Raw genomic sequence first — 23082 nt, forward strand, 5'->3', positions numbered from 1 at the left:
CAAGCACCCATCCGATGAAGCTGACACCTCGCGAAAAGGACAAGCTCCTGATCTTCACCGCCGCGCTGCTCGCCGAGCGGCGTCGCGCACGCGGCCTGAAACTGAACTATCCGGAAGCCGTCGCGTTCATCTCGGCCGCGCTGATGGAAGCGGCGCGCGACGGCAAGACCGTCTCCGAAGTGATGCATTACGGCACCACGCTCCTCACGCGCGAAGACGTCATGGAAGGCGTGCCGGAGATGATTCCCGATATCCAGGTCGAGGCGACCTTCCCCGACGGCACGAAACTCGTGACCGTCCATCATCCGATCCCGTGAAGGAGCCCGCATGATCCCCGGCGAACTGCTCATCGACGAAGGTGAGCACGAACTGAACGCGGGCCGCACGACGGTGACGGTCACGGTTTCGAATACCGGCGACCGTCCGGTGCAGATCGGCTCGCACTATCATTTTTACGAGGTCAACGCGGCGCTCGCGTTCGACCGCGAAGCGGCACGCGGCTTCCGGCTGAACATCGCGGCCGGCACCGCCGTGCGCTTCGAGCCCGGCCAGGAACGCACCGTCGAACTGGTCGAACTGGCGGGCGAGCGCATCGTCCATGGTTTCAACGGCAAGGTGATGGGCAAGCTTTAAGCGCCGCATCTCGCGCTATCGAAACGCCACCCCATCGCGCCGCTCATTTCCGGACTCACACTCATGACACTACGCATTGGCCGCCGCGCATACGCGGAGATGTTCGGCCCCACGACCGGCGACCGCGTCCGCCTCGCCGACACCGAACTGCTGATCGAAGTCGAACGCGACTTCACGACCTACGGCGAAGAAGTGAAATTCGGCGGCGGCAAGGTGATCCGCGACGGCATGGGCCAGTCGCAACGCGTGCATGCGGACGTTGTCGACACGGTCGTCACGAACGCCGTGATCCTCGATCATTGGGGCATCGTGAAGGCCGATATCGGCATCAAGGATGGCCGCATCGCGGCGATCGGCAAGGCGGGCAATCCGGACATCCAGCCAGGCGTGACGATCGCGATCGGCGCGGCCACCGAAGTGATCGCCGGCGAAGGCCTGATCGTGACGGCCGGCGGCATCGACACGCACATCCACTTCATCAGCCCGCAGCAGATCGACGAAGCGCTCGCGAGCGGCGTCACCACGATGCTCGGCGGCGGCACGGGCCCGGCGACGGGCACCAACGCGACGACGTGTACGCCAGGCCCCTGGCATCTCGAACGCATGCTGCAGGCCGCCGACGGCTATCCGATGAATCTCGGCTTTCTCGGCAAGGGCAACGTGAGCCAGCCGGCACCCGCACTCGAACAGATCGCGGCCGGCGCGATCGGCCTGAAGCTCCACGAAGACTGGGGCACGACGCCCGCCGCGATCGACAACTGTCTTTCCGTCGCCGACGACACCGACACGCAGGTCGCGATCCACACGGATACGCTGAACGAAGCGGGTTTTGTGGAAGCGACCGTGGCAGCGTTCAAGGGCCGCACGATCCACACCTATCACACCGAAGGCGCGGGCGGCGGCCACGCACCCGACATCATCAAGGTGTGCGGCGAAGCGAACGTGCTGCCTTCATCGACGAATCCGACGCGCCCGTACACCGTGAACACGCTCGAAGAGCATCTCGACATGCTGATGGTGTGCCATCACCTGGACCCGTCGATCGCGGAAGACATCGCGTTCGCCGAATCGCGCATCCGTCGCGAGACGATCGCGGCCGAGGATATCCTGCACGATCTCGGCGCGCTGTCGATGCTGTCGTCGGATTCGCAGGCGATGGGGCGCGTGGGCGAAGTGATCATCCGCACGTGGCAAACGGCGCACAAGATGAAGGTGCAACGCGGCGCGCTCGCTGAAGACACCGCGCGCCACGACAACTTTCGCGCCAGGCGCTATGTCGCGAAGTACACGATCAATCCGGCGATCACGCACGGCATCGCGCACGAAGTCGGTTCGGTCGAGCCGGGCAAGTGGGCCGATCTGGTGTTCTGGGAGCCGGCGTTTTTCGGCATCAAGCCTTCGCTGATTCTCAAGGGCGGCATGATCGCGATGGCGCAGATGGGCGATCCGAACGCGTCGATTCCGACGCCGCAACCGGTGCATTACCGCGACATGTTCGCGACGCGCGGCGGCGCACTCGGGCGCACGTCGCTCACGTTCGTCTCGCAGATGGCGGCCGATGCCGGCGTCGCGCAACGTTACGGCCTGAACAAGCGGGTCGTCGCGGTCCGGAACTGCCGCAACATCACGAAGGCCGACATGATCCACAATGCGTGGAGGCCGGCGATCACGGTCGACCCGGAAACCTATGAAGTCATCGCGGACGGCCAGTTGCTGACCTGCGAGCCGGCTACCGTACTGCCGATGGCACAACGCTATTTCCTGTTCTAAAACTCCCATGCGCACGATCGACAAACGCATCGAACCGCACATCAAGCTCGCCGCCGTGCTGGTGAAGCGCGCGCCGACCCTGACGCTCGCGTTCGACGCCCGCTGTAAAAGCCGCCTCGCGGCGACGCTCGACAACGGCGAAGAGGTCGCGCTGCTGCTGCCGCGCGGCACGGTGCTGCGCGACGGCGACGTGCTCGTCGCGCAGGACGGCGCGCTGGTGCGCGTCGTCGCGGCCGCCGAAGCCGTGCTTCACGTGCGCGCGCCCGATCGCATCACGCTCACACGCGCCGCGTATCACCTCGGCAACCGTCACACGCCGGTCGAAATCGGCGACGATTACCTGAAGCTCGAATTCGACCCGGTGCTCGCCGACATGCTCAAGCGTCTCGGCGCGACGGTCGAGCAGGTTTCGATGCCGTTCCAGCCGGAAACAGGCGCGTACGGCGGCGGCCACAAGCACGGTCACGACGAAACCTTCGCCGAAGACTACGCGATCGCCCAGCAGGTGTTCGACGAGCATCATCCGCACGATCACACGCATGACGACGATCACGACCACAGCCATTGCGGCCACGCGCATCATCACCATGCGCATCGCTGAACTCACCGCGCTGCTGCATCTCGCGTCGCCTGCATTGCCGATTGGCGCGTTCAGCTATTCACAAGGGCTTGAAGCGGCGATCGAAGCGCAGCTCGTGACCGACGCCGACAGCGCGCGCGACTGGATCGCAAGCGGCCTCACGACCGTGCTCGCGCGCGGCGAGCTGCCGTTTCTCGCGCACCAGATCGAGCGCTGGCGCTCGCACGACGCCGCCGCGCTAATCGAAGCGAACGAAGCATTCCTCGCGAGCCGCGAATCGGCGGAGTTGCGTCGCGAAACGGAACAGATGGGCTGGTCGCTGCGGCAACTGTGCGCGTCGCTCGAATGGGGCGACGCCGCGCGCCGCGCGACGCTCGCCGCGATGACGCCCGTCGCGCAACCCACGGCATTCGCGTACGCCGCCTGGGCGCACGACGCCGCCAGCGACGCCGCCCTCGCCGCCTGGGCCTTCAGCTGGGTCGAGAACCAGGCGGCCGCGGCGTTGAAGGTGGTGCCGCTCGGACAGCTCGCGGGCCAGCGCATCATCGTGGCGCTGCGCGAACGCATCGAGGAAGCCGTCGCCCACGCGCTCGCCACGGCGCCTCACGACATCAACACCTTCGCGCCGCAACTCGGCATTCTGTCGGCGCGCCACGAGTCGCAGTATTCGCGGCTTTTCCGCTCATAGGCTCACCGATCATGAACGCACCTCATCCTGCCCACCGTACGAAGACACTGCCCGCGCTGCGCGTGGGCGTCGGCGGCCCGGTCGGCTCCGGCAAGACCACGCTGCTCGAAATGCTCTGCAAGGCGATGCGCGGGCGCTACGACCTCGTCGCGATCACGAACGACATCTACACGAAGGAAGACCAGCGTCTCCTGACCGTCGCGGGCGCGCTGCCGGCCGAGCGCATCATGGGCGTCGAAACGGGCGGCTGCCCGCACACGGCGATCCGCGAGGACGCGTCGATCAACCTCGAAGCCGTCGACCGGATGCTCACGCGCTTCCCTGACGCCGACATCGTGTTCATCGAATCCGGCGGCGACAACCTCGCCGCGACCTTCAGCCCGGAACTGTCGGACCTGACGATCTACGTGATCGACGTGGCGGGCGGCGAGAAGATTCCGCGCAAGGGCGGCCCCGGCATCACGAAATCCGACCTGCTCGTGATCAACAAGACCGATCTCGCGCCGATGGTCGGCGCGAATCTGGACGTGATGGCGTCCGATGCGAAGAAGATGCGCGGCGAACGGCCGTTCGTGATGTGCAACCTGAAGGCGCTCGACGGACTGCCCGAGGTGATCGCGTTTATTGAGAAGAAGGGGTTGCTGACGGCGTAAAGGTCGCGCGGATTGCGTGGAAAAGCAGGGTTGTCGCAAATGTTAGAATGCGGCCTGGCTTTCGTTCGCCACGGGGCAACTGGCGGATTGTGTTCGCGAGCCTGACGCCTGATAACATTGCCGCCTTTCCCCAAAGACAAAGATGATCCCTCGGAGTCCGGGCGCGAAAGACCTGATTTCGCTCGTCGTGCCCTTTTATAACGAGTCGGAGGTCATCGACGCATTTTTTCGTGAAGTAAATCCGGTTTTGCGCAATATTGCGAATGCCGACTACGAAATCGTCTGCGTCAACGATGGCAGTACCGATTCGACACTCGATCACCTGCTCACGGCATGTGCTGCCGACCCGCGCATCAAGGTCATCGACCTGTCCCGCAATTTCGGCAAGGAAGCGGCCATGACGGCCGGGATCGACGCCGCGACGGGCGAGGCCGTCATCCCATTCGATGCCGACCTGCAGGATCCGCCGGAGGCGATTCCCGCGATGGTCGAGAAGTGGCGCGAAGGCTTTGACGTCGTCCTCGCGAAGCGCGCCGAACGGCAGACCGACACCTACGCGAAACGCAGCAGCGCCGCGCTCTTCTACCGCGTACACAACGCGATCTCCGACATCAAGATTCCCGCGAACGCGGGCGACTTCCGGCTGATGTCGCGGCCCGCCGTCGACGCCCTCAAGCAGTTGCCGGAAAACCGGCGCTTCATGAAGGGCCTCTTCGCGTGGATCGGTTTCCGGACCGCGGAGATCGAATATTCGCGCCGGCCGCGCGCGGCCGGCAAGACGAAGTTCTCCGGCTGGAAGCTCTGGAATTTCGCGCTCGAGGGCATGACGAGCTTCAGCACGCTGCCGCTGCGCATCTGGACATATATCGGCGGCCTGACGGCGGCTTTCGCGATGCTCTATTCGGCGTATCTGATGCTGCGTACGCTGATTCGCGGCGTGGACATTCCGGGCTACGCGTCGATCATTACCGCCGTGCTGTTTCTGGGCGGCGTGCAGCTGATCGGCATCGGCGTGATCGGCGAATACATCGGCCGGATGTACGTGGAGACGAAGCGTCGTCCCATATACATCATCCGGAAGATCTATCAGCAGGGCGATTCGTGACGCAGCGCAGATGGCTCAGGTTCTGCGCGTATGTGGGTGTCGGCGCGGCCGGCACCGGCGTGCAGTATGTCGTGCTGTTCGCGCTCGTCTCGACGAAGCTGCTGGGCGCGGTCGCCGCGTCGTGCATCGGCGCGGTGTTCGGCGCGATCGTGAACTACGTCCTCAACTACCACCTGACGTTCAGAAGCACCGGCCGGCACGCGCATGTCGCGCCCCGGTTTTTCGCGGTGGCCGCGGCGGGTCTCGCGGTCAACAGCGTGTGCATGTTCCTGCTCGTCAATGACATTCACCTGCCCTATCTGATCGCGCAATGCGCGGCAACCGCCTGCGTCCTCGCGACCACGTACGTCGCGAATTCGATATGGGCGTTCAAAACACATACAGCGTGACGTAAAACGCGCCGCTTTTATCCGGGACTTCGCATGGCCGACCTGTTCGCTTCTTCCGACGACACCTCCGCTCGCTCTCACCTCACCGCGGCGCAATCCAGCCACGTCCGTGTCCTGTCGCTGCTGTTCGTGCATGCGCTCGTCTGGACCTTCGCCGCGTGGCTGTCGCGCGGCAACCTCGACTTCCAGGGCGACATGGTCGAGAACTACGCATGGGGAATCGAATGGCAGGCAGGTTACTCGAAGCATCCGCCGCTGTTCGGATGGATCACGGCTGCGTGGTTCAGCATCGCGCCCCACACGGATCTCGCGTACTTCGGCCTGTCGGCGCTCAACGCGCTGATCGGGCTGCTCGGGATCGTCGCGCTGGCACGGCGGTTCCTGCCGTGGCGGCTCGCGATCGTCGCGGGTCTCGCGATGGCCGTCTCGCCGCTCTACACGAACCTCGCGATCAAGTTCAACGCGAACGCGGTGCTGCTGTCGGTGTGGCCGTGGACGGCGTATTGCTTCGTGCGCTTCATGCAGTCGGGCGCGCGACGCTGGGCGTTCGCGCTCGGCGTGTTCGCGGGGCTCGCGGTGCTCGGCAAGTACTTCTCGATCGTGCTGCTCGTGGCGCTCCTCGGCGCCGCGCTCGCGCGGCCGGCGTGGCGTGTACGGACGTTCAGCGCAGGCTCGCTGTGGGTCGCCGCGGGCAGCGTGGTCGCGTTGTTCGCGCACGTCCGGTGGCTCGTGGTGAATCACTTCCCGACCTTCGGCTACGCATCGGAGCGCACCGGCGGAATGCTGCTCGACGCGGTCAGCCGCTTTGGCATCTATACGCTCGCGCAGATCGGCTACCTCGCACTGAGCTTCGGGTTCGTGCTGCTGCTGGTTCCGGTTGAGCACCGGCGCGCGGCGAAACTGATGGCGCAGGCGGTCGTCAGGCCGTCGCTGCATCCGGAACTGTGGGCGCTTGCGATGGGCCCGTGGATCGTCGTCGGTGCGATGGCGGTGCTCGCGAAAACCCAGATGGCTTCGGTGTGGGGCATGGCACAGTGGTTTGCGATCGTTCCGCTGTGGCTCGCGGTTCTGGATCACGCGGGCATTCAACTCAAGCCGGTGCGCGCGGTGCGTGCGTTCTGTGTCTACTGGGTGCTGGTGCTGGTCGCAGCGGGGACTGTCGGTTATCTCAACGCCAGAAAACACGGCGACAACGCAACCGATCCGCGCGCCGAACTGGCACAGGTCGTTCATGACGCATGGCGCGAGCGCACCGGCCACGATCTGCCAATCGTCGGCGGATCGGTGCAGGAAGCCCAGTCGATTGCGTTCTACAGCAACGGCCATACGCGGTTCTGGAACGTCGACGAACCGCGCACCACGCCCTGGTTGAAACCGGCCGATCTGGAGAGTCAGGGTGCGGTGCTGGTGTGCAAGGAGGACGACACCGCGTGCCAGCAGGCGTCAGGCGCGCTGAGCGGCGTGCAGCCGCTCGTCGTACGGGTGCGCAAGCACACGTGGGGCATGTCGATGCCCGAGCATACCTATCAGGTGTTCATGATGCTGCCGCGCTAGCGGTAACTCAGCTGCGCGGGCGCTCGTGCGGCAGCAGCGTGGTCAGTACATCAACGGTTCTTGCCGTCGCGCCGCGATGGCGCGCGGCAAACGCCGACGCCGCGCCGCCCATCGCGATGCGTCGCGAGCGGTCTTCGAAGAGTTCGCGCAACGCGCGTGCGAGCCCGGCCGGATCCTGCACCTGCACCGCCGCGCCGGCGGCGACCGCATCGGCCGTTGCCTGCGTGAAGTTGAACACGTGCGGACCGATCAGCACCGGCACGCCCACCGCGCACGCCTCGATCAGATTCTGTCCGCCCAGCGGCAACAGGCTGCCGCCGATAAACGCCAGATCGGACGCGGCGTAGTAAGCGCCCAGTTCACCCATCGAATCGCCGAGCAGCACCGTCACGTCCTGGGGCAACGCCGCGATCGCCGGCGCGGCGGCCACCGGGCTCGACGCCGCGCCGGCGGGCGCCCACGTCGAACGGCGCTCGAGACGCAGGCCAGTTTTCTCGACGAACGCCGCCACTTCATCGAAGCGCTGCGGATGGCGCGGCACGAGAATCAGCAGCGCATCTTCGACGCCGAGCGCCGCGAACGCCTGCAGCACCAGCGCCTCTTCGCCTTCGCGCGTGCTCGCCGCGACCCACACCGCCCGCGTGCCGATTGCCGCGCGCCACGCGTGGCCGCGCGCCGCGAGTTCGGGCGGCGTCGCCATATCGAACTTGAGGTTGCCGAGCACGGCGACGTTGCGCGCACCGAGCGCGGTCAGCCGTTCCGCGTCCGATGGGCTTTGCGCGAGCACGCGCGCAAAGCCGCCGAACACCTCGCGCGTCGCCTTGCCGAACTTCGCCGCGCGTTTGTACGAGCGCGCCGACATCCGCGCATTGGTCAGCACGAGCGGCACATCCGCGCGACGGCATTCGTCGATGAGCGTCGGCCACACTTCGGTTTCCATCACCACGCCCATCGTGGGCCGCCACGCGCGCAGGAAACGGCGCACGGCATGCGGCATGTCATACGGCAGATAGGCGCGCAGCACGCGGTCGCCGAAAATCTGCTCGCCGGTCGCGCGGCCGCTCGGCGTCATGTGCGTAAGCAGGATGCGCGCATCAGGACGCGCCTTGATCAGCGCTTCGATGAGCGGCTGCGCGGCGCGCGTCTCGCCCACCGATACCGCATGCACCCAGATCAGCGGCGCGTCGTCGTCGAGGCGACGTTCACGCGCATGTCCAAAACGCTCGGCGATATGCTCGCGATACCCGCGCTCACGCCGCGAGCGCACATAGAGCCGGATCACGGCAACGGGCGCGACGATCCACCAGAGCGCGTTATAGATGGCCCTTAGCATCGCGCCTCCGCAAGCGCGGAAACGCAACCGGCGCCCGCGACGCGGCAAAGCCCGCCCGGCAAGTGAGGACGGGCGCCAGGCCGGACACAGCGGCGCAACCCCGGACGCAAAACCGGCCGCAACGCGCGAAGAGCCGCGCTCAAACCAGCGCCCTGCCCTTCAGGCGTTCGAGGATGCCAAGCGGCGCGCATTCCGGCTGCGCCATGGCCTTGACGGGCAGGAAGAACGTCTGCTCGAGCATGAACTGGCCGGACATCACCGCGTGCGACGTCTGGTCCGAAAAGCACACCCAGACGCTACCGGGCGGAAACGGCATGGTCTCCTGCGGGCTGGCCTTCTGATAGTCGAGATCGGCCTTCATGCCGTCGTGCAGGTTCAGCATCAGATGGTCGTATTCGCTGCGCTTCGATTTCGTGACATGCAGCAGATGCTGCAACCAGGCCGAACCCGGCACCTGCGGCTTGATCTTCGGCAGGAAGCGTTGTGCCATGTCCTCGAACGGCTCGCCCACGCGCCATACGCGCGGTGCGCCATGCGGATTGACGTTCGTGAAGACGCGCAGGATCCGCTCGCCATAATTGGGCCGCGACGGGAACGCATCGACGTGCAGGCGGCTGTCGTCCTTGCGCCATGACGTCTGGCGCGTTTCGACCTGATGCAGGCGCAGGCTCGTCGGCGCGACGCGCAGCTTGCCGTCGTATTCGGGGAAGAGGCCGTCGACCAGCGAGCGAGCGTTCGCCTGATACCGCGCGATCAGCGCGCGCACGGCCGACTGCGTGACCGCGTCGCCAAGTACGCCGTGGAGCGCGCCGCCGTTCGGTTCGAGGCTGATGTTCTTACGCTTCGGGTCGGCGAGCGCCGGGTCGAGCAGCGCCTGCTCGCCGCCTTCGATCGCAAAACGCAGGTTCGGGAAATACAGCACCTTGCCGCGCTCGACGCCGGCAAGCAGCGTCTCGCGCGCAACGGACAGGTTCAGTCCCTGCCAGTCGGCGGATGCGACTTCGATGATCTGGGATTCGTTCATGGTCGCCCTTTTTGCCCTTTTTGAAGCGGATGGAGCGTATAGCGTGTTTGCCGCCGGTTACAGCGCGGCGCGGCGAGGCCGGTTGCCGTCAGCGTGCGCATGCATCGAGGCGTTCGCGTTTCCCCGAAGCAGAGCGCCGCGCCCTCACAGCAACCCGAAGCCGGCCAGCGCGGCCTTCACCTGTTGCAGCGTCGGCGGCTGGCCGGCCGTGCTGAGGTTGACGACGTTCGGCGACCAGTAGCCGCCCGTGCGCCACGCGGTGGCGAAATTGTACAACTCGACTGTCGGCCGTTTCAGGGCCGCCGCGATGTGAACAAGACCTGTGTCAACCCCAACGGTCGCCGCCGCGCCGTCAATGAGGCCCACCACCGCCGGCAGCGAGAGCTTCGGCGGCACGACCGCCGCCGCGCCGAATTCGCGTGCGAGCCGCTCGCTCGTCTCGCGTTCGGCGTCGCTACCCCACGGCAGCACGAGCGAGACGCCGCGCCGCACGAGCGCCTGGCCCAGCTCGATCCACGCGGCGTCGGGCCATTGCTTGTCGGCGCGCGAGGTCGCATGCACGAACACGACGTACGGCACCGGCAGGTTCAGCCCGAGCGCGGATATCGCCAGCGCGGCTTGCCGCGTGTCGAGGCCGAAGTCGATGTGGTCGGTCGGTTGCGGCGCGGGTTCGCCGAGCGCGGCCGCCACCAGCTGGCGCGTGCGCTCGACCACGTGCGTGCGCGGCGCGATCGGCACGCGCCGGTCGTAAAAGAAGCGCACCGGCCATTCGAAGCCGGCGCCGTCGGTACGGTTCGCGAGGCCCGTGAGCGGCCCGCGTGCCCAGCTCGCGACCCACGCGGTCTTGATGAGCCCCTGGCAGTCGATCACGAGATCGTATTTCTCCGCGGCCAGCGCGCGGCGAAACGCGCCGATCTCGCGCCAGTTGTCGAGCGAAAACAGGCGCTTGCGCCAGCGACGCAGCGAAAACGGAATTGCACGGCGCACGCCGTGGACGAGTTGCACCAGCTCGATAAAACTCTCTTCGACGAGCCAGTCGATCTGCGCCTCGGGATACCGGCGAAGAATATCGGCAATCACCGGCATGTTGTGGACGACGTCGCCCAGCGACGACACCCGCACGATCAGTATCTTGTGTACGCTCAAGTGGCAATTGCCGGCAAACCGGCTCGAAGATGCGTGAATGGGACGGCAATTCTATCGCGACCGGCACTATTTCCGGGATAAGTCGCGTGCGAACGTCCGGATGGGCGCGCGGACCCGCGCTGGCAGACCATATAAAAACGCGGCGCAATGGCTCCCGCCACGCGCCGCGTCCGACGGCGGTGTCATCGCGGAAGGGGTGCAACCCAACCGCGATGCCGCCCGTCTGACCGTTAAAACGGCAATTTTGCGTCCGGCTTCGCCGCGAGAATCACGCGGCGGAAGTCTTCCTGAATCCGCTTCAATGCCGCGTCGTTATCCGCCTCGAAGCGCATCACGACGACCGGCGTCGTGTTCGACGAGCGCGCGAGACCGAAGCCGTCCGGATACTCGACGCGCAGGCCGTCGATCTTCACGACGTCGTCGGCGCCGGTGAACCGCGCGTTTTCCTGCAGACGCGCGATGAGTTCGAAGTTCTCGCCCTCTTCGAGCTTCAGTTGCAGCTCCGGCGTGGAGTGCGAATTCGGCAGGCTGTTGAGGAGCTTGCTCGGGTCCTTCACGCGCGAGAGGATTTCGAGCAGACGCGCGCCGGTGTACAGGCCGTCGTCGAAACCATACCAGCGGTCCTTGAAGAACACGTGGCCACTCATTTCGCCCGCGAGTGGCGCGCCGGTTTCACGCAGCTTCGCCTTCACGAGCGAGTGGCCCGTCTTCCACATCAGCGGCTCGCCGCCCTTCTCGCGCACCCACTTCGCGAGATTGCGCGTGCATTTCACGTCGTAGATGATCTGCGCGCCCTTGTTGCGCGACAGGACTTCTTCAGCGAACAGCATCAGCTGGCGGTCCGGATAGATGATCTCGCCGTCTTTCGTGACGACGCCCAGACGGTCGCCGTCGCCGTCGAACGCGAAGCCGATTTCCGCGTCCGTTTCCTTCAGCGCGCGGATCACGTCCTGCAGGTTTTCCGGGTGCGCCGGGTCCGGGTGATGGTTCGGGAAGTTGCCGTCGATCTCCGTGAACAACTCCACGAGTTCGCAGCCGAGCTTCTTGAAGAGCTTCGGCGCGAGGTCGCCCGCCACGCCGTTGCCCGTGTCGACGACGATCTTCAGCGGACGCGCGAGCTTGATGTCGCTGACGATACGCTCGAGGTACGCGTCGGCGATGTCGTATTCGGTATAGGTGCCGCTGCCTTCGGCGAAGTTTTCGTCGACGATGCGCTGATGCAGCGCGAGAATCTGCTCGCCATAGATGGCCGCGCCGCGCAGCACCATCTTGAAGCCGTTGTAATCGGGCGGATTGTGGCTGCCGGTCACGACGATGCACGAATCGACGCGACGCTCGCCGCCGGCGAGCTCGAGCGGCACGCTGGCCGCGAAATAGCCGACGGGCGTCGGCACCATGCCGACGTTCACGACGTCGACGCCGGCCGCGCGCAGGCCGTCCGAGAGTGCCGCGACGAGATCCGGACCGGACAGGCGTCCGTCACGCGCGACCACGACGGCGTCGCCGCCCTGCGCACGCACTTCGCTGCCGAACGCGCGGCCGATCGAGCGGGCCGCGTCGGTGTCGAGCGTCTTGCCGATCACGCCGCGAATGTCATAGGCCTTGAAAATCGATTTGGAGATCATGAATGGCTCACTTGCGTGCAATGGAGAAATTTGACTGGCGCGATCCGCTCACCACGACGACCTTCATGATGAAGCTCGTGATGAGCGGATCGCGCCCTTGCCGGAAGCGGTCCGGTTCCAACTTATAATTGCGGTTTTTCAAACACGCCTTCTGGCGCCTATTCTAATGCTTAGACGCGTCTCCCTCATAAAGTTGCCACGGCGTGCGACGAGGCGGGCATGCGCTCACGGACCCGTTCCTGTTTCCGTCGGAGCAGGCACGGCGCGTGCTGAAGGGGCTGCCCGGACCGCGTCACAGTCAGCATCCGGGGTAACCTCGCAGGCACCCTCGGGCGGCGGATGCTGACGCTCAGGCGCTTCGCGAGCCCGGACGTCACCCGGGCGTTCGCCAATATCGTCTGGCTGGGTCTCGAACGGCTGACGCAGATCGCCGTCGCGATTGCGATCAGCGGCGTGCTGGCGCGTTATTTCGGCCCCGACACGTTCGGCAAATGGCAGTACGCCAACACGCTGCTGCTCGTGCTTTCGCCTGTCACATGGGTGTGCGGCGCGGAAATTCTCGTGCCGACCATCGTCCATCGTCCGCCCGAACAGCTCGGCACCGTGCTCGGCAGCGCGTTCGTGCTGCGCATCGCGGTTTCCGCCGTCGCGTTGCTGCTGACGTGGGCCGGTATCGCCGCGGGCCTGACCGATCCGCTCGTCGGCGCGATGCTCGCCGGGCTCGCGGTCACGATGCTGTTTCGCGAGCCGTTCGTCGGCGTGATCAACGCGTGGCTGCAAAGCATGACGTACAGCAAGCCACAGTTGCTCACCAGCATGACGACGGCCATCTTCAAGGCCGCGCTCGTCTGGATGCTGGTGCGCGCGGCCACGGCGCCCGCGCGTTTCGGCTGGCTGTGGGCGCTGGAATCGGCCGCGATCGGCGCCGTGCTGCTGGTGTATTACATACGCCGGCATGGGGGCCGGCTCGGCTGGCATCTCGACCGCTCGCTCTTTCGTCACTTCGCGACGGCGGGCACGGTGTTCTGGCTCGGCCTCATCTGCATGTACCTGTTTCTGAAGCTCGACCGGCTGATGCTCGAACGGACGATCTCGTTTGCCGATCTTGGGCGCTATTCCGCCGCGCAGCAGTTGAACGAAAACTGGATCACGCTCGCGTTGATGCTCGCGCAGACGCTTGCGCCCGCCTTCGTCTACCGCGTGCAGGACGCCGCCCGCCTGCGCCGCAACATGGTCCGCCTGATGGCGATGACCGCGCTCCTGATGGTGGGCGGCGCGCTCGTGCTCGACCTGCTGGCCGGTTTCATCATCGGACATGTGTTCGGGCCTTCATATGAAGGCGCGACCGGCATCTTTCGCTGGGCCGTGTGGCTCTCCGTGCCGGCGGGCATCGAGGCGATCGGCAACCTCGTCGTGCTGAAATATCAGGCGAAATTCGTCTTGCTGTCGAAGTGGCTGCTCGCGCTGGCGGTGGCTTTCATCGTCAATCTGCTGATGATTCCACGGCTGGGCGCGTATGGCGCGCTCGTCGGCCTCGCGGCCGGCTATCTGGCCGCTGCCGCGGTCAACTTCTACTACATCGGTTTCAAGCTGCGTTCATGAGTTCATCCGTGCCGTTATCCGCTGACCCGACCGCCGGCGCGCCGCGCGTGGGCGCGCTTCGCGACGTCGCGATCCTGATGCCCGCGTACAACGGCCAGGCCGACGTGGACCGCACGCTCGCCTCGTTCAACGAGGACGCACCCGTCCATGCGCTCATCGTCGACGACGGCAGCACGCCGCCGATCGTCGCGCCGACGATCGCGAACATGTCGATCGAAGTGCTGCGCATGCCGGAGAACGGCGGCATCGAACGTGCGTTGCAGACGGGCATCGACGCGCTCGCCGAACGCGGCTTTCGCTACGCCGCGCGCATCGACGCGGGCGATCTCACGGTGCCGCACCGGCTCGCGAAACAGCGCGCGCATCTCGAAGCGCATCCACGGGTTGCCGGCCTCGGCATGTGGGCGCAGGTGGTCACGCGCAAAGGCACGCCGGTCTTCATGCTGAGGCCGCCCGCCGAGCCGCGGGCGATCCGCCGCATCCGTTTTCTGCGCGGCTGCTTCGTGCATCCTTCGATGATGCTGCGCATCGACGCCGTGCGCGCCGTCGGCAACTATCGCGCACTCTATCGTTCGGCGGAAGACCTCGACCTGTTCCTGCGCCTGATGGACCGCTACGAGTGCGCGAATCTCGCCGAACTGGGCCTCTATTACGAACTGAACGAAGGCGGCATCAGCGCGACGAAACGTCACCAGCAGATCGCCTCGACGCTCAGGCTGCAACTGCATTATTTCAACGCGGCGAACGTGTACGACTGGCTCGGTCTTGCCAAGAACCTGCTGCATTTCGTGACACCCTATAGCGTTTTGCAGCGGATCAAACGCACGCTGTTCGCCCCGCGCGCGCAACGCTGAACCGCACGGAAAGCAGTTTCCCTTTAACGACATTCCACGCCCTATCGCGAACCCCGCATGAAGCCTTTCCTGGAGTCAGGTAACACGTTGCGCATCAGCCTTGTCTGCAACACGGCGTGGGCGATCTATACGTATCGTCAGGGGTTGATCCGCATGCTCGTCGAGAAGGGCGTCGACGTGACCGTGATCGCGCCGCGCGACCGCACGTTCGACCTCCTCACGCAGATGGGCTGCCGCTGCATCGACCTGCCGGTGGCATCGAAAGGCACGAGCCCGCGCGACGACCTGCGCACGCTGTGGGCGCTCTATCGTCACTACCGGACGATTCGCCCGGACGTCGTGTTTCACTATACGATCAAGCCGAATATCTACGGATCGGTCGCGGCGAAACTGGCGGGCGTGGCGTCGGTTGCGGTCACAACGGGGCTTGGCTACGTTTTCATCCAGCAAAGCCGCGCGGCGCAAGTTGCGAAAAAACTGTACCGTTTCGCTTTCCGCTTCCCGCGCGAGATCTGGTTTCTCAATCGCGACGACGAAGCCGCGTTCCTCGACCAGAAGCTGCTGGTACACCCTGAGCGCGCGCGTCTGCTGCACGGCGAAGGTGTCGATCTCGACCAGTTTGCGTTCACGCCGCTCGCGGAGCGGGCGCATTTCACGTTCGTGCTGATCGGGCGCCTGCTGTGGGACAAGGGCGTCGGCGAATATGTCGAAGCCGCGCGCCAGTTGCGCGCGCGTTACCCGCATGCGCGCTTTTTGCTGCTCGGGCCGGTTGGCGTGGATAATCCCAGCGCGATCACGCGGGCGGAAGTCGACGCATGGCAGCGCGAAGGCGTGGTGACCTACGCGGGCGAGGCGCACGATGTGCGGCCTTTTATCGCCGATGCCGACTGCGTCGTTCTGCCGTCGTATCGCGAGGGCGTGCCGCGCACGCTGATGGAAGCGTCGGCGATGGGCCGGCCGATCGTCGCCACCGACGTGCCGGGTTGCCGCGAAGTGGTCGCCGACGGCGTGAACGGATTGCTGTGCGAGGTGAAGAGCGCGGAGAGTCTCACCGCGAAACTCGCACGGATGCTCGACATGAGCGGCGAGGAACGCCGCGCGATGGGCGAACGCGGCCGCAAGAAAGTCGCGGCGGAATTCGACGAGCGGGTTGTCGTCGAACGATATAAAGACCTGTTGCACACCTTGACGGGCGTTTCACTTTAACGGAGCAAAGCATGTCTGCAACAAACGCGAAAGGCACGATCCTGGTGACAGGCGGAGCGGGTTTCATCGGCTCACATACGTGCGTCGAATTGTTGAACGGCGGCTATGACGTGGTCGTCATCGACAACCTCGTGAACAGCCGTCCCGAGTCGCTGAAGCGCGTGGAGCGAATCACCGGCAGGACGCTCGCGTTCCATGAAGCGGACGCGCGCGACGAAGCGGCGCTCAAGCGCATTTTCGACGCACATCCGGTTACGGCGGCGATCCACTTCGCGGCGCTCAAGGCGGTGGGCGAATCGGTGGCAAAGCCGATCGAGTACTACCGCAACAACGTCGACAGCCTGCTCGTGCTGCTCGACGTGATGCGTCAGCGCGACGTGAAGCAATTCGTGTTCAGTTCGTCCGCGACCGTGTATGGCGTGCCGGAAAGCTCGCCGATCGACGAATCGTTTCCGCTTTCCGCGACGAATCCGTATGGGCAATCGAAGCTCATCGCGGAACAGGTGCTGCGCGATCTCGAAGTCTCCGATCCTTCCTGGCGCATCGCGACGCTGCGCTATTTCAATCCGGTCGGCGCACATGAGAGCGGCCTGATCGGCGAAGATCCCGCCGGCGTTCCGAACAACCTGATGCCGTACGTCGCGCAGGTCGCGGTCGGCAAGCTCGAAAAGCTGCGCGTGTTCGGCGGCGATTACGACACGCCCGATGGCACCGGCGTACGCGACTACATTCACGTGGTCGATCTCGCGCGCGGGCACCTTGCGGCGCTCGACGCGCTGGTGAAGCACGATGCGAGCTTCGTCGTGAACCTCGGTACGGGCCAGGGGTATAGCGTGCTGGATGTGGTGCATGCGTTTGAAAAGGCGTCGGGCAAGCCTGTGCCTTATGAAATCGTCGCGCGCCGGCCTGGCGACGTCGCGCAGTGTTTCGCCAATCCGGTTGCCGCGGAAAAGCTGCTCAGATGGCGCGCGCAGTTCGGCATCGAGCGGATGTGTGCGGACCACTGGCGCTGGCAGTCGACGAATCCGAAGGGGTTTGACGCGGCGTAGGTGCGCGCGACGGCACTGTCGGGTTGTTATACGTGACGCACGTGTTTGTCAAAGCGGCTGCCCGGCTGAACCACCGCGCCGGGCACAGTCATCAACCGGCCGGGGAGCGCGAGCGTCGCATGCGCGGCTTTCGCGCTCCGAAACGCGCCCCGAAACGCGCCCGGCAATTGCTCTCCTGCTTCGGGCCCATCCGCCGACATTTCACGCTCAAGCGGCATCTGCTGCGCGCTTCACTTTATCTTTATCGCAAACACCTCGCGACGCGATTCGTCTCGTGGCACAACATCACTGAAGTCACCCGGAATCCGTCCGATGCGGTCTGAAGGCTGCGGCTCCCTGCCGTCTTTGCGCCTCAGTCTCGACAAGTTGAAGCCGGATTGACTGCTGCGCTGCCCAGACCGCAAAGGCCTCGATGACCGCCTGCCGCGGATGATGGCTCATCGAGACAACGTAAAAGCCGTATCCTGGCAGCGACAACGGATGCGCCTTGACGAGCGTTCCACACTTCAACTCCTGGCTCACCACGACGTCGCTGCAGATTGCGATCCCCTGCCCCGCGACCACGGCGTCGATGGCGTGCAGTTCCTCCCGAAAGCTAAGTGCCCACGCCTTTTCGGTTACCGTCAGACCCGGGTCGATCATGCCCGCGGTCGCGAGCCATTGTTGCCAGGTCGGAGCCTGCGGATCGCGGTTCATCCAGTCGAAATGAATCAGGGGAAATCGCAGCAGATCCGATGCACGCTCGATCGCGCGGCCGTCCTTCGCAAGCAACGCCGGACTGCAGACCGGGAAAAACGCGTCGCGACAAATCTCCTGTGCGACAAACCCGGCTGGCATGGTTCGCGCATACCGGATCGCCACGTCGGCATCGCCCGATCGCAGGTCAACGATCGCATCGGTGCCGATGATTTCCAGCGGGATGTCGGGGTATCGATCCCGCCATTCTGGCAGGCGCGGAACCAGCCATCGGCTCGCAAACGCGTTGGGGCTCGTCACACGCAGCGGCGGCTGGGCGACCAGGGCTACCGCGCTCACGAGCGCATCGAAACCATTGCGCAACGCTGGGTACAACCTGGCCCCCGCGCTCGTGAGTACCAGAGGCCGCGGATGCCGCTGAAACAGGCCGTGACCGCACGTTTCCTCCAGCAACCGGATCTGATGGCTGATGGCCGTGGGCGTCACGTTGAGTTCCACGGCGGCAGCCTTGAAACTGCCAAGCCGGGCAGCAGCCTCAAAGGCCTGGAGAGATCGCAGGGGCGGCAGCTTTCTCATTGAGGTAGATGAGCTTTCCTCATCTGGCAGCTGAATTCTTTGATTTTGCCATGCGACAGGCGCGTGTGACACGATATTCCCAAAGGGACGGGGCTGACCGCTCCCCTGTCGGAATAAGTGGAGGCAAGTCGATGTAGACGCATCAATCCGGCAATGGCCCCAGCGGTGAACGCGCCCGGCCGATATCAGGTGTCGACCTGCTTCGGCGCAAACTGCGCGGCGATGTCGTCCTCCCGGGCGATCCTGGATACGACGCGGCACGCAAGGTCTGGAACGGCGCCATTGACCGGCGGCCAGCGATGATCGTCTTTTGTGCCGATGCAGACGATGTCATCGAGGCCGTGACATTCGCCCGATCCGCGAACCATCTTGTGGCAGTCCGTAGTGGCGGCCACAACGTAGCAGGTCTGTCGGTTTGCGACGACGCGATCGTGATCGACCTGTCGCGCATGAAGCGCATTGCCGTGGACCCGGTGCGTCGCGTTGCCCGCGCCGAGGCCGGTCTGAGCCTGGGCGAGTTCGATGCCGCCACGCAGGCCCATGGACTGGCTACGACGATGGGGGTCAACAGCGACACCGGCATCGCCGGGCTGACGCTGGGCGGCGGCTTCGGCAAGCTCGGGCGAAAACATGGTCTGGCCTGTGACAACCTCCTTGCCGCGGAGATCGTGCTGGCGGACGGCCGCTTGCTCAGGGCGAGCGCTGACGAAAATGCCGACCTGTTCTGGGGATTGCGGGGCGGTGGCGGCAACTTCGGCATTGTTACCGCATTCGAATACCGGCTTCACCCGGTGGGACCGATGATTCGGGTGTGCTCGGTGCTTCACCCCTATGAACGCGCACGCGACGCGATGCGGTTCTATTACCGCTTTTCCGCCAACGCACCGGATGAACTGAGCGTAGACGCGGCGTTCGTAACGGCGCCGTCCGGCGAACGCATGTTCAGCATCTCGGCTTGCTACTGCGGTGAGGTCGAGGCGGGTGAGCGCGCCGTCCAGCCACTGCTGGAACATGGCACACCGGTAGAGCGCGAGCTGGCAATGGTTCCTTACCTTCAGCTCCAGTCACGTGGTGACAGCCTCTTCCCGCGGGGACGCCGGTATTACTGGAAGGCCCAGTTTCTCCGGGACCTCGGCGACGCCGCAATCGACACCCTGCTCGGCGCCTATGCGCATACGCCGACCATTGCGTCACTCCTCGTGTTGCAGCATGTCGGAGGTGCCATCGCACGTGTTCCTGCGTCCGCCACGCCCTATGCCAACCGCGATGCGAACTATGACTGCTTTCCCATTTCGATCTGGGACGATCCCTCTGACGACGACGCCGCGATCCAGTGGGCACGCGAAGTGTGGAATGCGATCAAGCCCTTCTCGACCGGAGGTGTCTACGTGAACAACCTCGGCGACGAGGGTGAGGACCGTGTCCGGGCAGCCTACGGCGAAAACCACCTTCGCCTGACCGCACTCAAGAACACATATGACCCGACCAATCTGTTCCGGCTGAACCAGAATATCCGACCTGATGCCACTGTCTAGCGCCGCGCTTGCCCGCACGCATCGCGGCGAAGCGCCACACGCATCATGCGACCGGACACTTCCCCTTCCTTCGCTGTCTGATTCTGGGGTCAATATCTGATCGAGCCCGGCCCCGACCGGCCCGATCCGACGCTCCGCGCATTCGCTGAACACGTGCCGTCATCGGAGGCGCGCGAGGGCCGGCCTTCGGCAGCGGTCGCGCCAAAGGCCGGACAATCTCACGCTCATTGTTAACGAGATCGGAGAGGGCTGAACCCAGGCCGAACAGAAGTACCAGCGTCAGGAAGATCAACAACACCCAATAATAACTGTCGTCCATGTCGCCCTCCGTTGGCCGAAACACGCCGACTCACGCTACTTGTGAGGACACCCGTTTGTCGATATCCGGTGACGACCAGTTTGAGCTTCGATGAACTGGCGAGTCTCAGGATGTGATCTGCCCAGGAACTGCATCACACGATTCCCGGCGCTGCGCACGGCGTGAGTCACTCATTGCCGCCCACCCAACGTCGTCCCCACTCTGCCGCGTACAACACGGCCTGACCTGCGTCGTGGAAATAGTCCAGCGCGTGGAAAACACGGGCGTGGCTGCCGGGCCGTTCAGCGAGAAGACTGGCCGGGTAAAGACCCGTATCTGTTCTCTCCGCGCTTGCGGTCAGGCAATAACCGCGAAAGTACTCGACGCGGACTATCTGACTCCTGGAACGAACTGCTGGACAAAACGCTGCCTCCGTCCTCGCAAGCAGGTGAGCAAGAAAGCGATCCCTATCGTCCTCGAAGACCATGGGCAGGTAGTGTGTGTGCGTTTTCATGACGTAATTGAACCAGCCATATGTAGCCCGCCACGCGCGCTGCAAACGCGGCAGAACGCCGTGCCTCAGAACAGCGTATCGGGCTCGTGTCGAGATTGACCCCCAACCGGTGATCACGCACAAGCGCGATCACACAGCGATTTCCTCACGGATTCGCTGCTGCTTACTGGTCGTGGGGCGCCTGGAAGGCCTGGCCCGGCTTCCGCCTGACTACCGTTGGGTACTCAGGCGGAGCGCCGGGCAGAAAGAAGTGCGGATTTGTCCGCAGGACAGATGCGGCTCCGGATGCGTTTTGCCATTTCCGTATTCCCGCGCGCAGCCGTCCACTCCACGGCGGCGCCGGAGAAGGAAACTTGCCTGAAGGAACACGACAAAACGAAAAACACGGCGATGGTCCCCGAAAGAAGGACGGCTCCGGGAGGAGCCAGGAAAGCTTACAGTTTCATTAAAACCTGGTTATCCGAATAAGGCAAGCGCACACCCGACTCCCTACGCTCACGTCGGGGCGTTCGCCCGGGATGTCTTCAGGCGTGAGAGCGCTTCGCGCTGTCAGACCGTGGCGCAAAGCGTTCAATGACATGCGCCGTCATGCCTCTCGCCAGCTCTTCCTCCTCAAGGAACACGGTCCCGATACCCTCTTTGCGTAGCATCTGCGACTCGTCCTCGCTGTACGTGCGCAGGACAACCTCGATGTCGGGATTGAGCGCGCGCGCCGTTCCGGCCATCTGGGGGACATTGCGCGAGTCGGGCATTGCGATCACCAGCATGGCTGCATCGGCGATGTGCGCCTGAATCAGCACAGTGGAATCTGCCGCGTCCCCGGACACGGCGGCAATGCCCTTTTTGCGCAGGGTCTCGACCATCTCGCGGTTCTGTTCGGCCACCACATAGGGAATTCCGTGCATATCGAGTGCAGTGGCGATGCGACGACCCACGCTGCCATACCCGACCAGCACGACCTGTCCTTCCAGATACTTGCGCTCGGTGCTCATCGGCAGCTCGGCATAGGGGTCGCCCCGTTGCTCCAGACGGCGGGCCAGCCCGGAACATCGAAGTGTCCAGCGTCTTACTGGCTCGATAATCCCAAACACCAGCGGATTCAGTGCAATTGAGATCAGCGCGCCGGCAAGCACCAGACTCATCCCTTCAGGGGGCAGCAACCCGAGTGCAAGCCCAAGGCCCGCCAGGATGAACGAGAACTCGCCGATCTGGGCCAGGCTGGCCGATACCGTCAATGCCGTGTTGAGCGGGTATCGAAAAGCCAGGACGAGCGCGAATGCGGCAACAGACTTGCCGAGGATGATGATGGCGACGACGCCAAGGACGTGCAGCGGCTGTTCCACCAGGATGGCGGGCACGAACAGCATGCCCACCGACACAAAGAACAGAACCGAGAACGCATCGCGCAACGGCAAGGATTCCTGGGCAGCACGGTGGCTGAACTCCGACCCGCGCATGACCATGCCGGCGAAGAATGCGCCGAGGGCAAATGACACCCCGAACAGTTCGGACGCGCCGTAGGCAATTCCGATGGCACACGCGACGACCGACAGGGTGAACAGTTCTCGCGAGCCGGTGCGCGATACGTGCCACAACAGCCAGGGCAGCATACGGCGACCTGCGATCAGCATCAGGGCAATGAAGGCCCCCACCTGCAGCAGCGTTTTGCCGATCGTCACCCACAGGGGTTTTGCCGCCGGTTCGGCAACGGAGCCGCCCAGCACATCAGCGAGCGGTGGCAGCAGGACCAGAACCAGCACGGTGGCCAGATCCTCGACGACGAGCCAGCCCACCGCGATTCGCCCGTTCATGGTGTCGAGTACGCCCCGGGTCTCCATCGCCTTGAGCAAAACCACGGTACTGGCGCAGGACAGCGACAGCCCGAAGATCAGTCCACTGGCCCAGTTCCATCCCCACCACATGGACACCAGCATCCCCAGCACGGTCGCCATGGCCATCTGCACCACTGCGCCGGGTACCGCGATGCGTCTGACCGCCAGAAGATCATTGATCGAGAAATGCAGACCCACGCCAAACATCAGGAGCATGACGCCGATTTCCGACAACTGGGAGGCGATATGGGCATCAGCCACGAAACCCGGTGTGGCCGGACCGATGATGATGCCGGCAACCAGATAGCCGACCAGCGCCGGTATTTTGATTCGCTCGGCAATAAATCCAAGGATCAACGCGACAGAGAAGCCGGAGGCAATCGTCGTGATCACAGAGATGTTATGGTCCATTCGGCTTTC

At 64.6% G+C, this 23082-nt stretch carries 20 protein-coding genes and 1 pseudogene; 15 read left to right on the forward strand and 6 right to left on the reverse strand.

The annotated features are described in order from the left end of the window. Positions 1-14: 14 nt before the first annotated feature. From BLV45_RS08485 to BLV45_RS08525, 9 genes are all read left to right on the forward strand, one after another. A complete protein-coding gene (locus tag BLV45_RS08485) occupies positions 15-317 on the forward strand; it encodes an urease subunit gamma (RefSeq protein WP_090531766.1) in 303 nt (100 codons plus the stop codon). 10 nt (positions 318-327) lie between these two features. Further along, a complete protein-coding gene (locus BLV45_RS08490; RefSeq protein ID WP_090531768.1) occupies positions 328-633 on the forward strand; it encodes an urease subunit beta in 306 nt (101 codons plus the stop codon). Between the two features lie 63 nt (positions 634-696). Beyond that, on the forward strand, positions 697-2403 hold the full coding sequence (gene ureC, locus BLV45_RS08495) for an urease subunit alpha (RefSeq protein WP_090531771.1): 1707 nt from the start codon (positions 697-699) through the stop codon (positions 2401-2403). 7 nt (positions 2404-2410) lie between these two features. Then, complete coding sequence (gene ureE / locus BLV45_RS08500) at positions 2411-3004, forward strand: urease accessory protein UreE (RefSeq protein ID WP_090531773.1); 594 nt, start codon at positions 2411-2413, stop codon at positions 3002-3004. Beyond that, positions 2991-3671 carry an urease accessory protein UreF gene (locus BLV45_RS08505; RefSeq protein WP_090532811.1) on the forward strand — a complete coding sequence of 227 codons (681 nt, stop codon included), beginning with the start codon at positions 2991-2993 and terminating at the stop codon, positions 3669-3671. Before ureE ends, BLV45_RS08505 begins: the two co-directional genes overlap by 14 nt. 11 nt (positions 3672-3682) lie before the next feature. Next, the gene (ureG, locus tag BLV45_RS08510; protein ID WP_090531775.1) at positions 3683-4324 is read left to right on the forward strand and encodes an urease accessory protein UreG; all 642 of its coding nucleotides are present in this window, start codon (positions 3683-3685) and stop codon (positions 4322-4324) included. Positions 4325-4466: 142 nt separating this feature from the next. Then, the gene (locus BLV45_RS08515; protein WP_090531777.1) at positions 4467-5429 is read left to right on the forward strand and encodes a glycosyltransferase family 2 protein; all 963 of its coding nucleotides are present in this window, start codon (positions 4467-4469) and stop codon (positions 5427-5429) included. After that, on the forward strand, positions 5426-5818 hold the full coding sequence (locus BLV45_RS08520; RefSeq protein ID WP_176954105.1) for a GtrA family protein: 393 nt from the start codon (positions 5426-5428) through the stop codon (positions 5816-5818). The genes BLV45_RS08515 and BLV45_RS08520 overlap by 4 nt, the downstream gene beginning before the upstream one ends. A gap of 33 nt (positions 5819-5851) precedes the next feature. After that, positions 5852-7372: a glycosyltransferase family 39 protein gene (locus BLV45_RS08525; protein WP_090531779.1), complete on the forward strand. Its 1521-nt coding sequence runs from the start codon at positions 5852-5854 to the stop codon at positions 7370-7372. A gap of 7 nt (positions 7373-7379) precedes the next feature. On the opposite strand, the gene waaA is transcribed toward BLV45_RS08525, so the two are convergent. From waaA to BLV45_RS08545, 4 genes are all read right to left on the reverse strand, one after another. Then, a complete protein-coding gene (gene waaA / locus BLV45_RS08530) occupies positions 7380-8705 on the reverse strand; it encodes a lipid IV(A) 3-deoxy-D-manno-octulosonic acid transferase (RefSeq protein ID WP_090531780.1) in 1326 nt (441 codons plus the stop codon). Positions 8706-8844: 139 nt separating this feature from the next. After that, positions 8845-9729, reverse strand: a complete 885-nt coding sequence (locus BLV45_RS08535; protein ID WP_090531782.1) for a Kdo hydroxylase family protein — start codon at positions 9727-9729, stop codon at positions 8845-8847. 144 nt (positions 9730-9873) lie between these two features. After that, positions 9874-10875 (reverse strand): lipopolysaccharide heptosyltransferase I, encoded by a 1002-nt coding sequence (waaC, locus tag BLV45_RS08540; protein WP_090531784.1) that lies wholly within the window; start codon positions 10873-10875, stop codon positions 9874-9876. A 230-nt stretch (positions 10876-11105) separates the two neighbouring features. Beyond that, positions 11106-12500, reverse strand: coding sequence for a phosphomannomutase/phosphoglucomutase (locus BLV45_RS08545; RefSeq protein ID WP_090531787.1), 1395 nt, complete (start codon positions 12498-12500; stop codon positions 11106-11108). A gap of 339 nt (positions 12501-12839) precedes the next feature. Here BLV45_RS08545 and BLV45_RS08550 point away from each other — a divergent pair, with 339 nt between their 5' ends. The 5 genes and pseudogenes from BLV45_RS08550 to BLV45_RS08570 all read left to right on the forward strand — a co-directional run. Continuing rightward, a complete protein-coding gene (locus tag BLV45_RS08550; protein WP_090531789.1) occupies positions 12840-14102 on the forward strand; it encodes an oligosaccharide flippase family protein in 1263 nt (420 codons plus the stop codon). Beyond that, complete coding sequence (locus tag BLV45_RS08555; RefSeq protein ID WP_090531791.1) at positions 14099-14956, forward strand: glycosyltransferase; 858 nt, start codon at positions 14099-14101, stop codon at positions 14954-14956. The genes BLV45_RS08550 and BLV45_RS08555 overlap by 4 nt, the downstream gene beginning before the upstream one ends. 57 nt (positions 14957-15013) lie before the next feature. Further along, a complete protein-coding gene (locus BLV45_RS08560) occupies positions 15014-16162 on the forward strand; it encodes a glycosyltransferase family 4 protein (protein ID WP_090531793.1) in 1149 nt (382 codons plus the stop codon). Positions 16163-16173: 11 nt separating this feature from the next. Further along, positions 16174-17211 (forward strand): UDP-glucose 4-epimerase GalE, encoded by a 1038-nt coding sequence (gene galE, locus BLV45_RS08565; RefSeq protein WP_090531795.1) that lies wholly within the window; start codon positions 16174-16176, stop codon positions 17209-17211. A 23-nt stretch (positions 17212-17234) separates the two neighbouring features. Then, positions 17235-17534, forward strand: a pseudogene (locus tag BLV45_RS08570) (IS6 family transposase); the annotation flags it as partial. On the opposite strand, the gene BLV45_RS08575 reads toward BLV45_RS08570, so the two are convergent. Then, a complete protein-coding gene (locus tag BLV45_RS08575) occupies positions 17506-18483 on the reverse strand; it encodes a LysR substrate-binding domain-containing protein (protein WP_090531796.1) in 978 nt (325 codons plus the stop codon). The pseudogene BLV45_RS08570 and the gene BLV45_RS08575 overlap by 29 nt on opposite strands. A 299-nt stretch (positions 18484-18782) precedes the next feature. Here BLV45_RS08575 and BLV45_RS08580 point away from each other — a divergent pair, with 299 nt between their 5' ends. Beyond that, complete coding sequence (locus BLV45_RS08580) at positions 18783-20018, forward strand: FAD-binding oxidoreductase (RefSeq protein ID WP_245753165.1); 1236 nt, start codon at positions 18783-18785, stop codon at positions 20016-20018. Between the two features lie 1336 nt (positions 20019-21354). Here BLV45_RS08580 and ybaL read toward each other — a convergent pair. After that, a complete protein-coding gene (gene ybaL / locus BLV45_RS08590; RefSeq protein WP_090531800.1) occupies positions 21355-23073 on the reverse strand; it encodes a YbaL family putative K(+) efflux transporter in 1719 nt (572 codons plus the stop codon). Positions 23074-23082 lie beyond the last annotated feature (9 nt).

It is taken from the genome of Paraburkholderia sartisoli, from assembly GCF_900107685.1.
In the GTDB taxonomy this organism is placed as follows: Bacteria; Pseudomonadota; Gammaproteobacteria; order Burkholderiales; family Burkholderiaceae; genus Paraburkholderia; species Paraburkholderia sartisoli.

Bases quoted from the DNA above. Each gene is read 5' to 3' on its own strand.
- BLV45_RS08505 (WP_090532811.1), top strand. From the start codon at position 2,991: ATGCGCATCGCTGAACTCACCGCGCTGCTGCATCTCGCGTCGCCTGCA.
- BLV45_RS08525 (WP_090531779.1), top strand. From the start codon at position 5,852: ATGGCCGACCTGTTCGCTTCTTCCGACGACACCTCCGCTCGCTCTCAC.
- waaA (WP_090531780.1), bottom strand. From the start codon at position 8,705: ATGCTAAGGGCCATCTATAACGCGCTCTGGTGGATCGTCGCGCCCGTT.
- BLV45_RS08490 (WP_090531768.1), top strand. From the start codon at position 328: ATGATCCCCGGCGAACTGCTCATCGACGAAGGTGAGCACGAACTGAAC.
- galE (WP_090531795.1), top strand. From the start codon at position 16,174: ATGTCTGCAACAAACGCGAAAGGCACGATCCTGGTGACAGGCGGAGCG.
- BLV45_RS08485 (WP_090531766.1), top strand. From the start codon at position 15: ATGAAGCTGACACCTCGCGAAAAGGACAAGCTCCTGATCTTCACCGCC.
- ureG (WP_090531775.1), top strand. From the start codon at position 3,683: ATGAACGCACCTCATCCTGCCCACCGTACGAAGACACTGCCCGCGCTG.
- BLV45_RS08575 (WP_090531796.1), bottom strand. From the start codon at position 18,483: ATGAGAAAGCTGCCGCCCCTGCGATCTCTCCAGGCCTTTGAGGCTGCT.
- ureC (WP_090531771.1), top strand. From the start codon at position 697: ATGACACTACGCATTGGCCGCCGCGCATACGCGGAGATGTTCGGCCCC.
- BLV45_RS08555 (WP_090531791.1), top strand. From the start codon at position 14,099: ATGAGTTCATCCGTGCCGTTATCCGCTGACCCGACCGCCGGCGCGCCG.
- ureE (WP_090531773.1), top strand. From the start codon at position 2,411: ATGCGCACGATCGACAAACGCATCGAACCGCACATCAAGCTCGCCGCC.
- BLV45_RS08535 (WP_090531782.1), bottom strand. From the start codon at position 9,729: ATGAACGAATCCCAGATCATCGAAGTCGCATCCGCCGACTGGCAGGGA.
- BLV45_RS08545 (WP_090531787.1), bottom strand. From the start codon at position 12,500: ATGATCTCCAAATCGATTTTCAAGGCCTATGACATTCGCGGCGTGATC.
- BLV45_RS08560 (WP_090531793.1), top strand. From the start codon at position 15,014: ATGAAGCCTTTCCTGGAGTCAGGTAACACGTTGCGCATCAGCCTTGTC.
- BLV45_RS08515 (WP_090531777.1), top strand. From the start codon at position 4,467: ATGATCCCTCGGAGTCCGGGCGCGAAAGACCTGATTTCGCTCGTCGTG.
- ybaL (WP_090531800.1), bottom strand. From the start codon at position 23,073: ATGGACCATAACATCTCTGTGATCACGACGATTGCCTCCGGCTTCTCT.
- BLV45_RS08580 (WP_245753165.1), top strand. From the start codon at position 18,783: ATGATCGTCTTTTGTGCCGATGCAGACGATGTCATCGAGGCCGTGACA.
- BLV45_RS08550 (WP_090531789.1), top strand. From the start codon at position 12,840: ATGCTGACGCTCAGGCGCTTCGCGAGCCCGGACGTCACCCGGGCGTTC.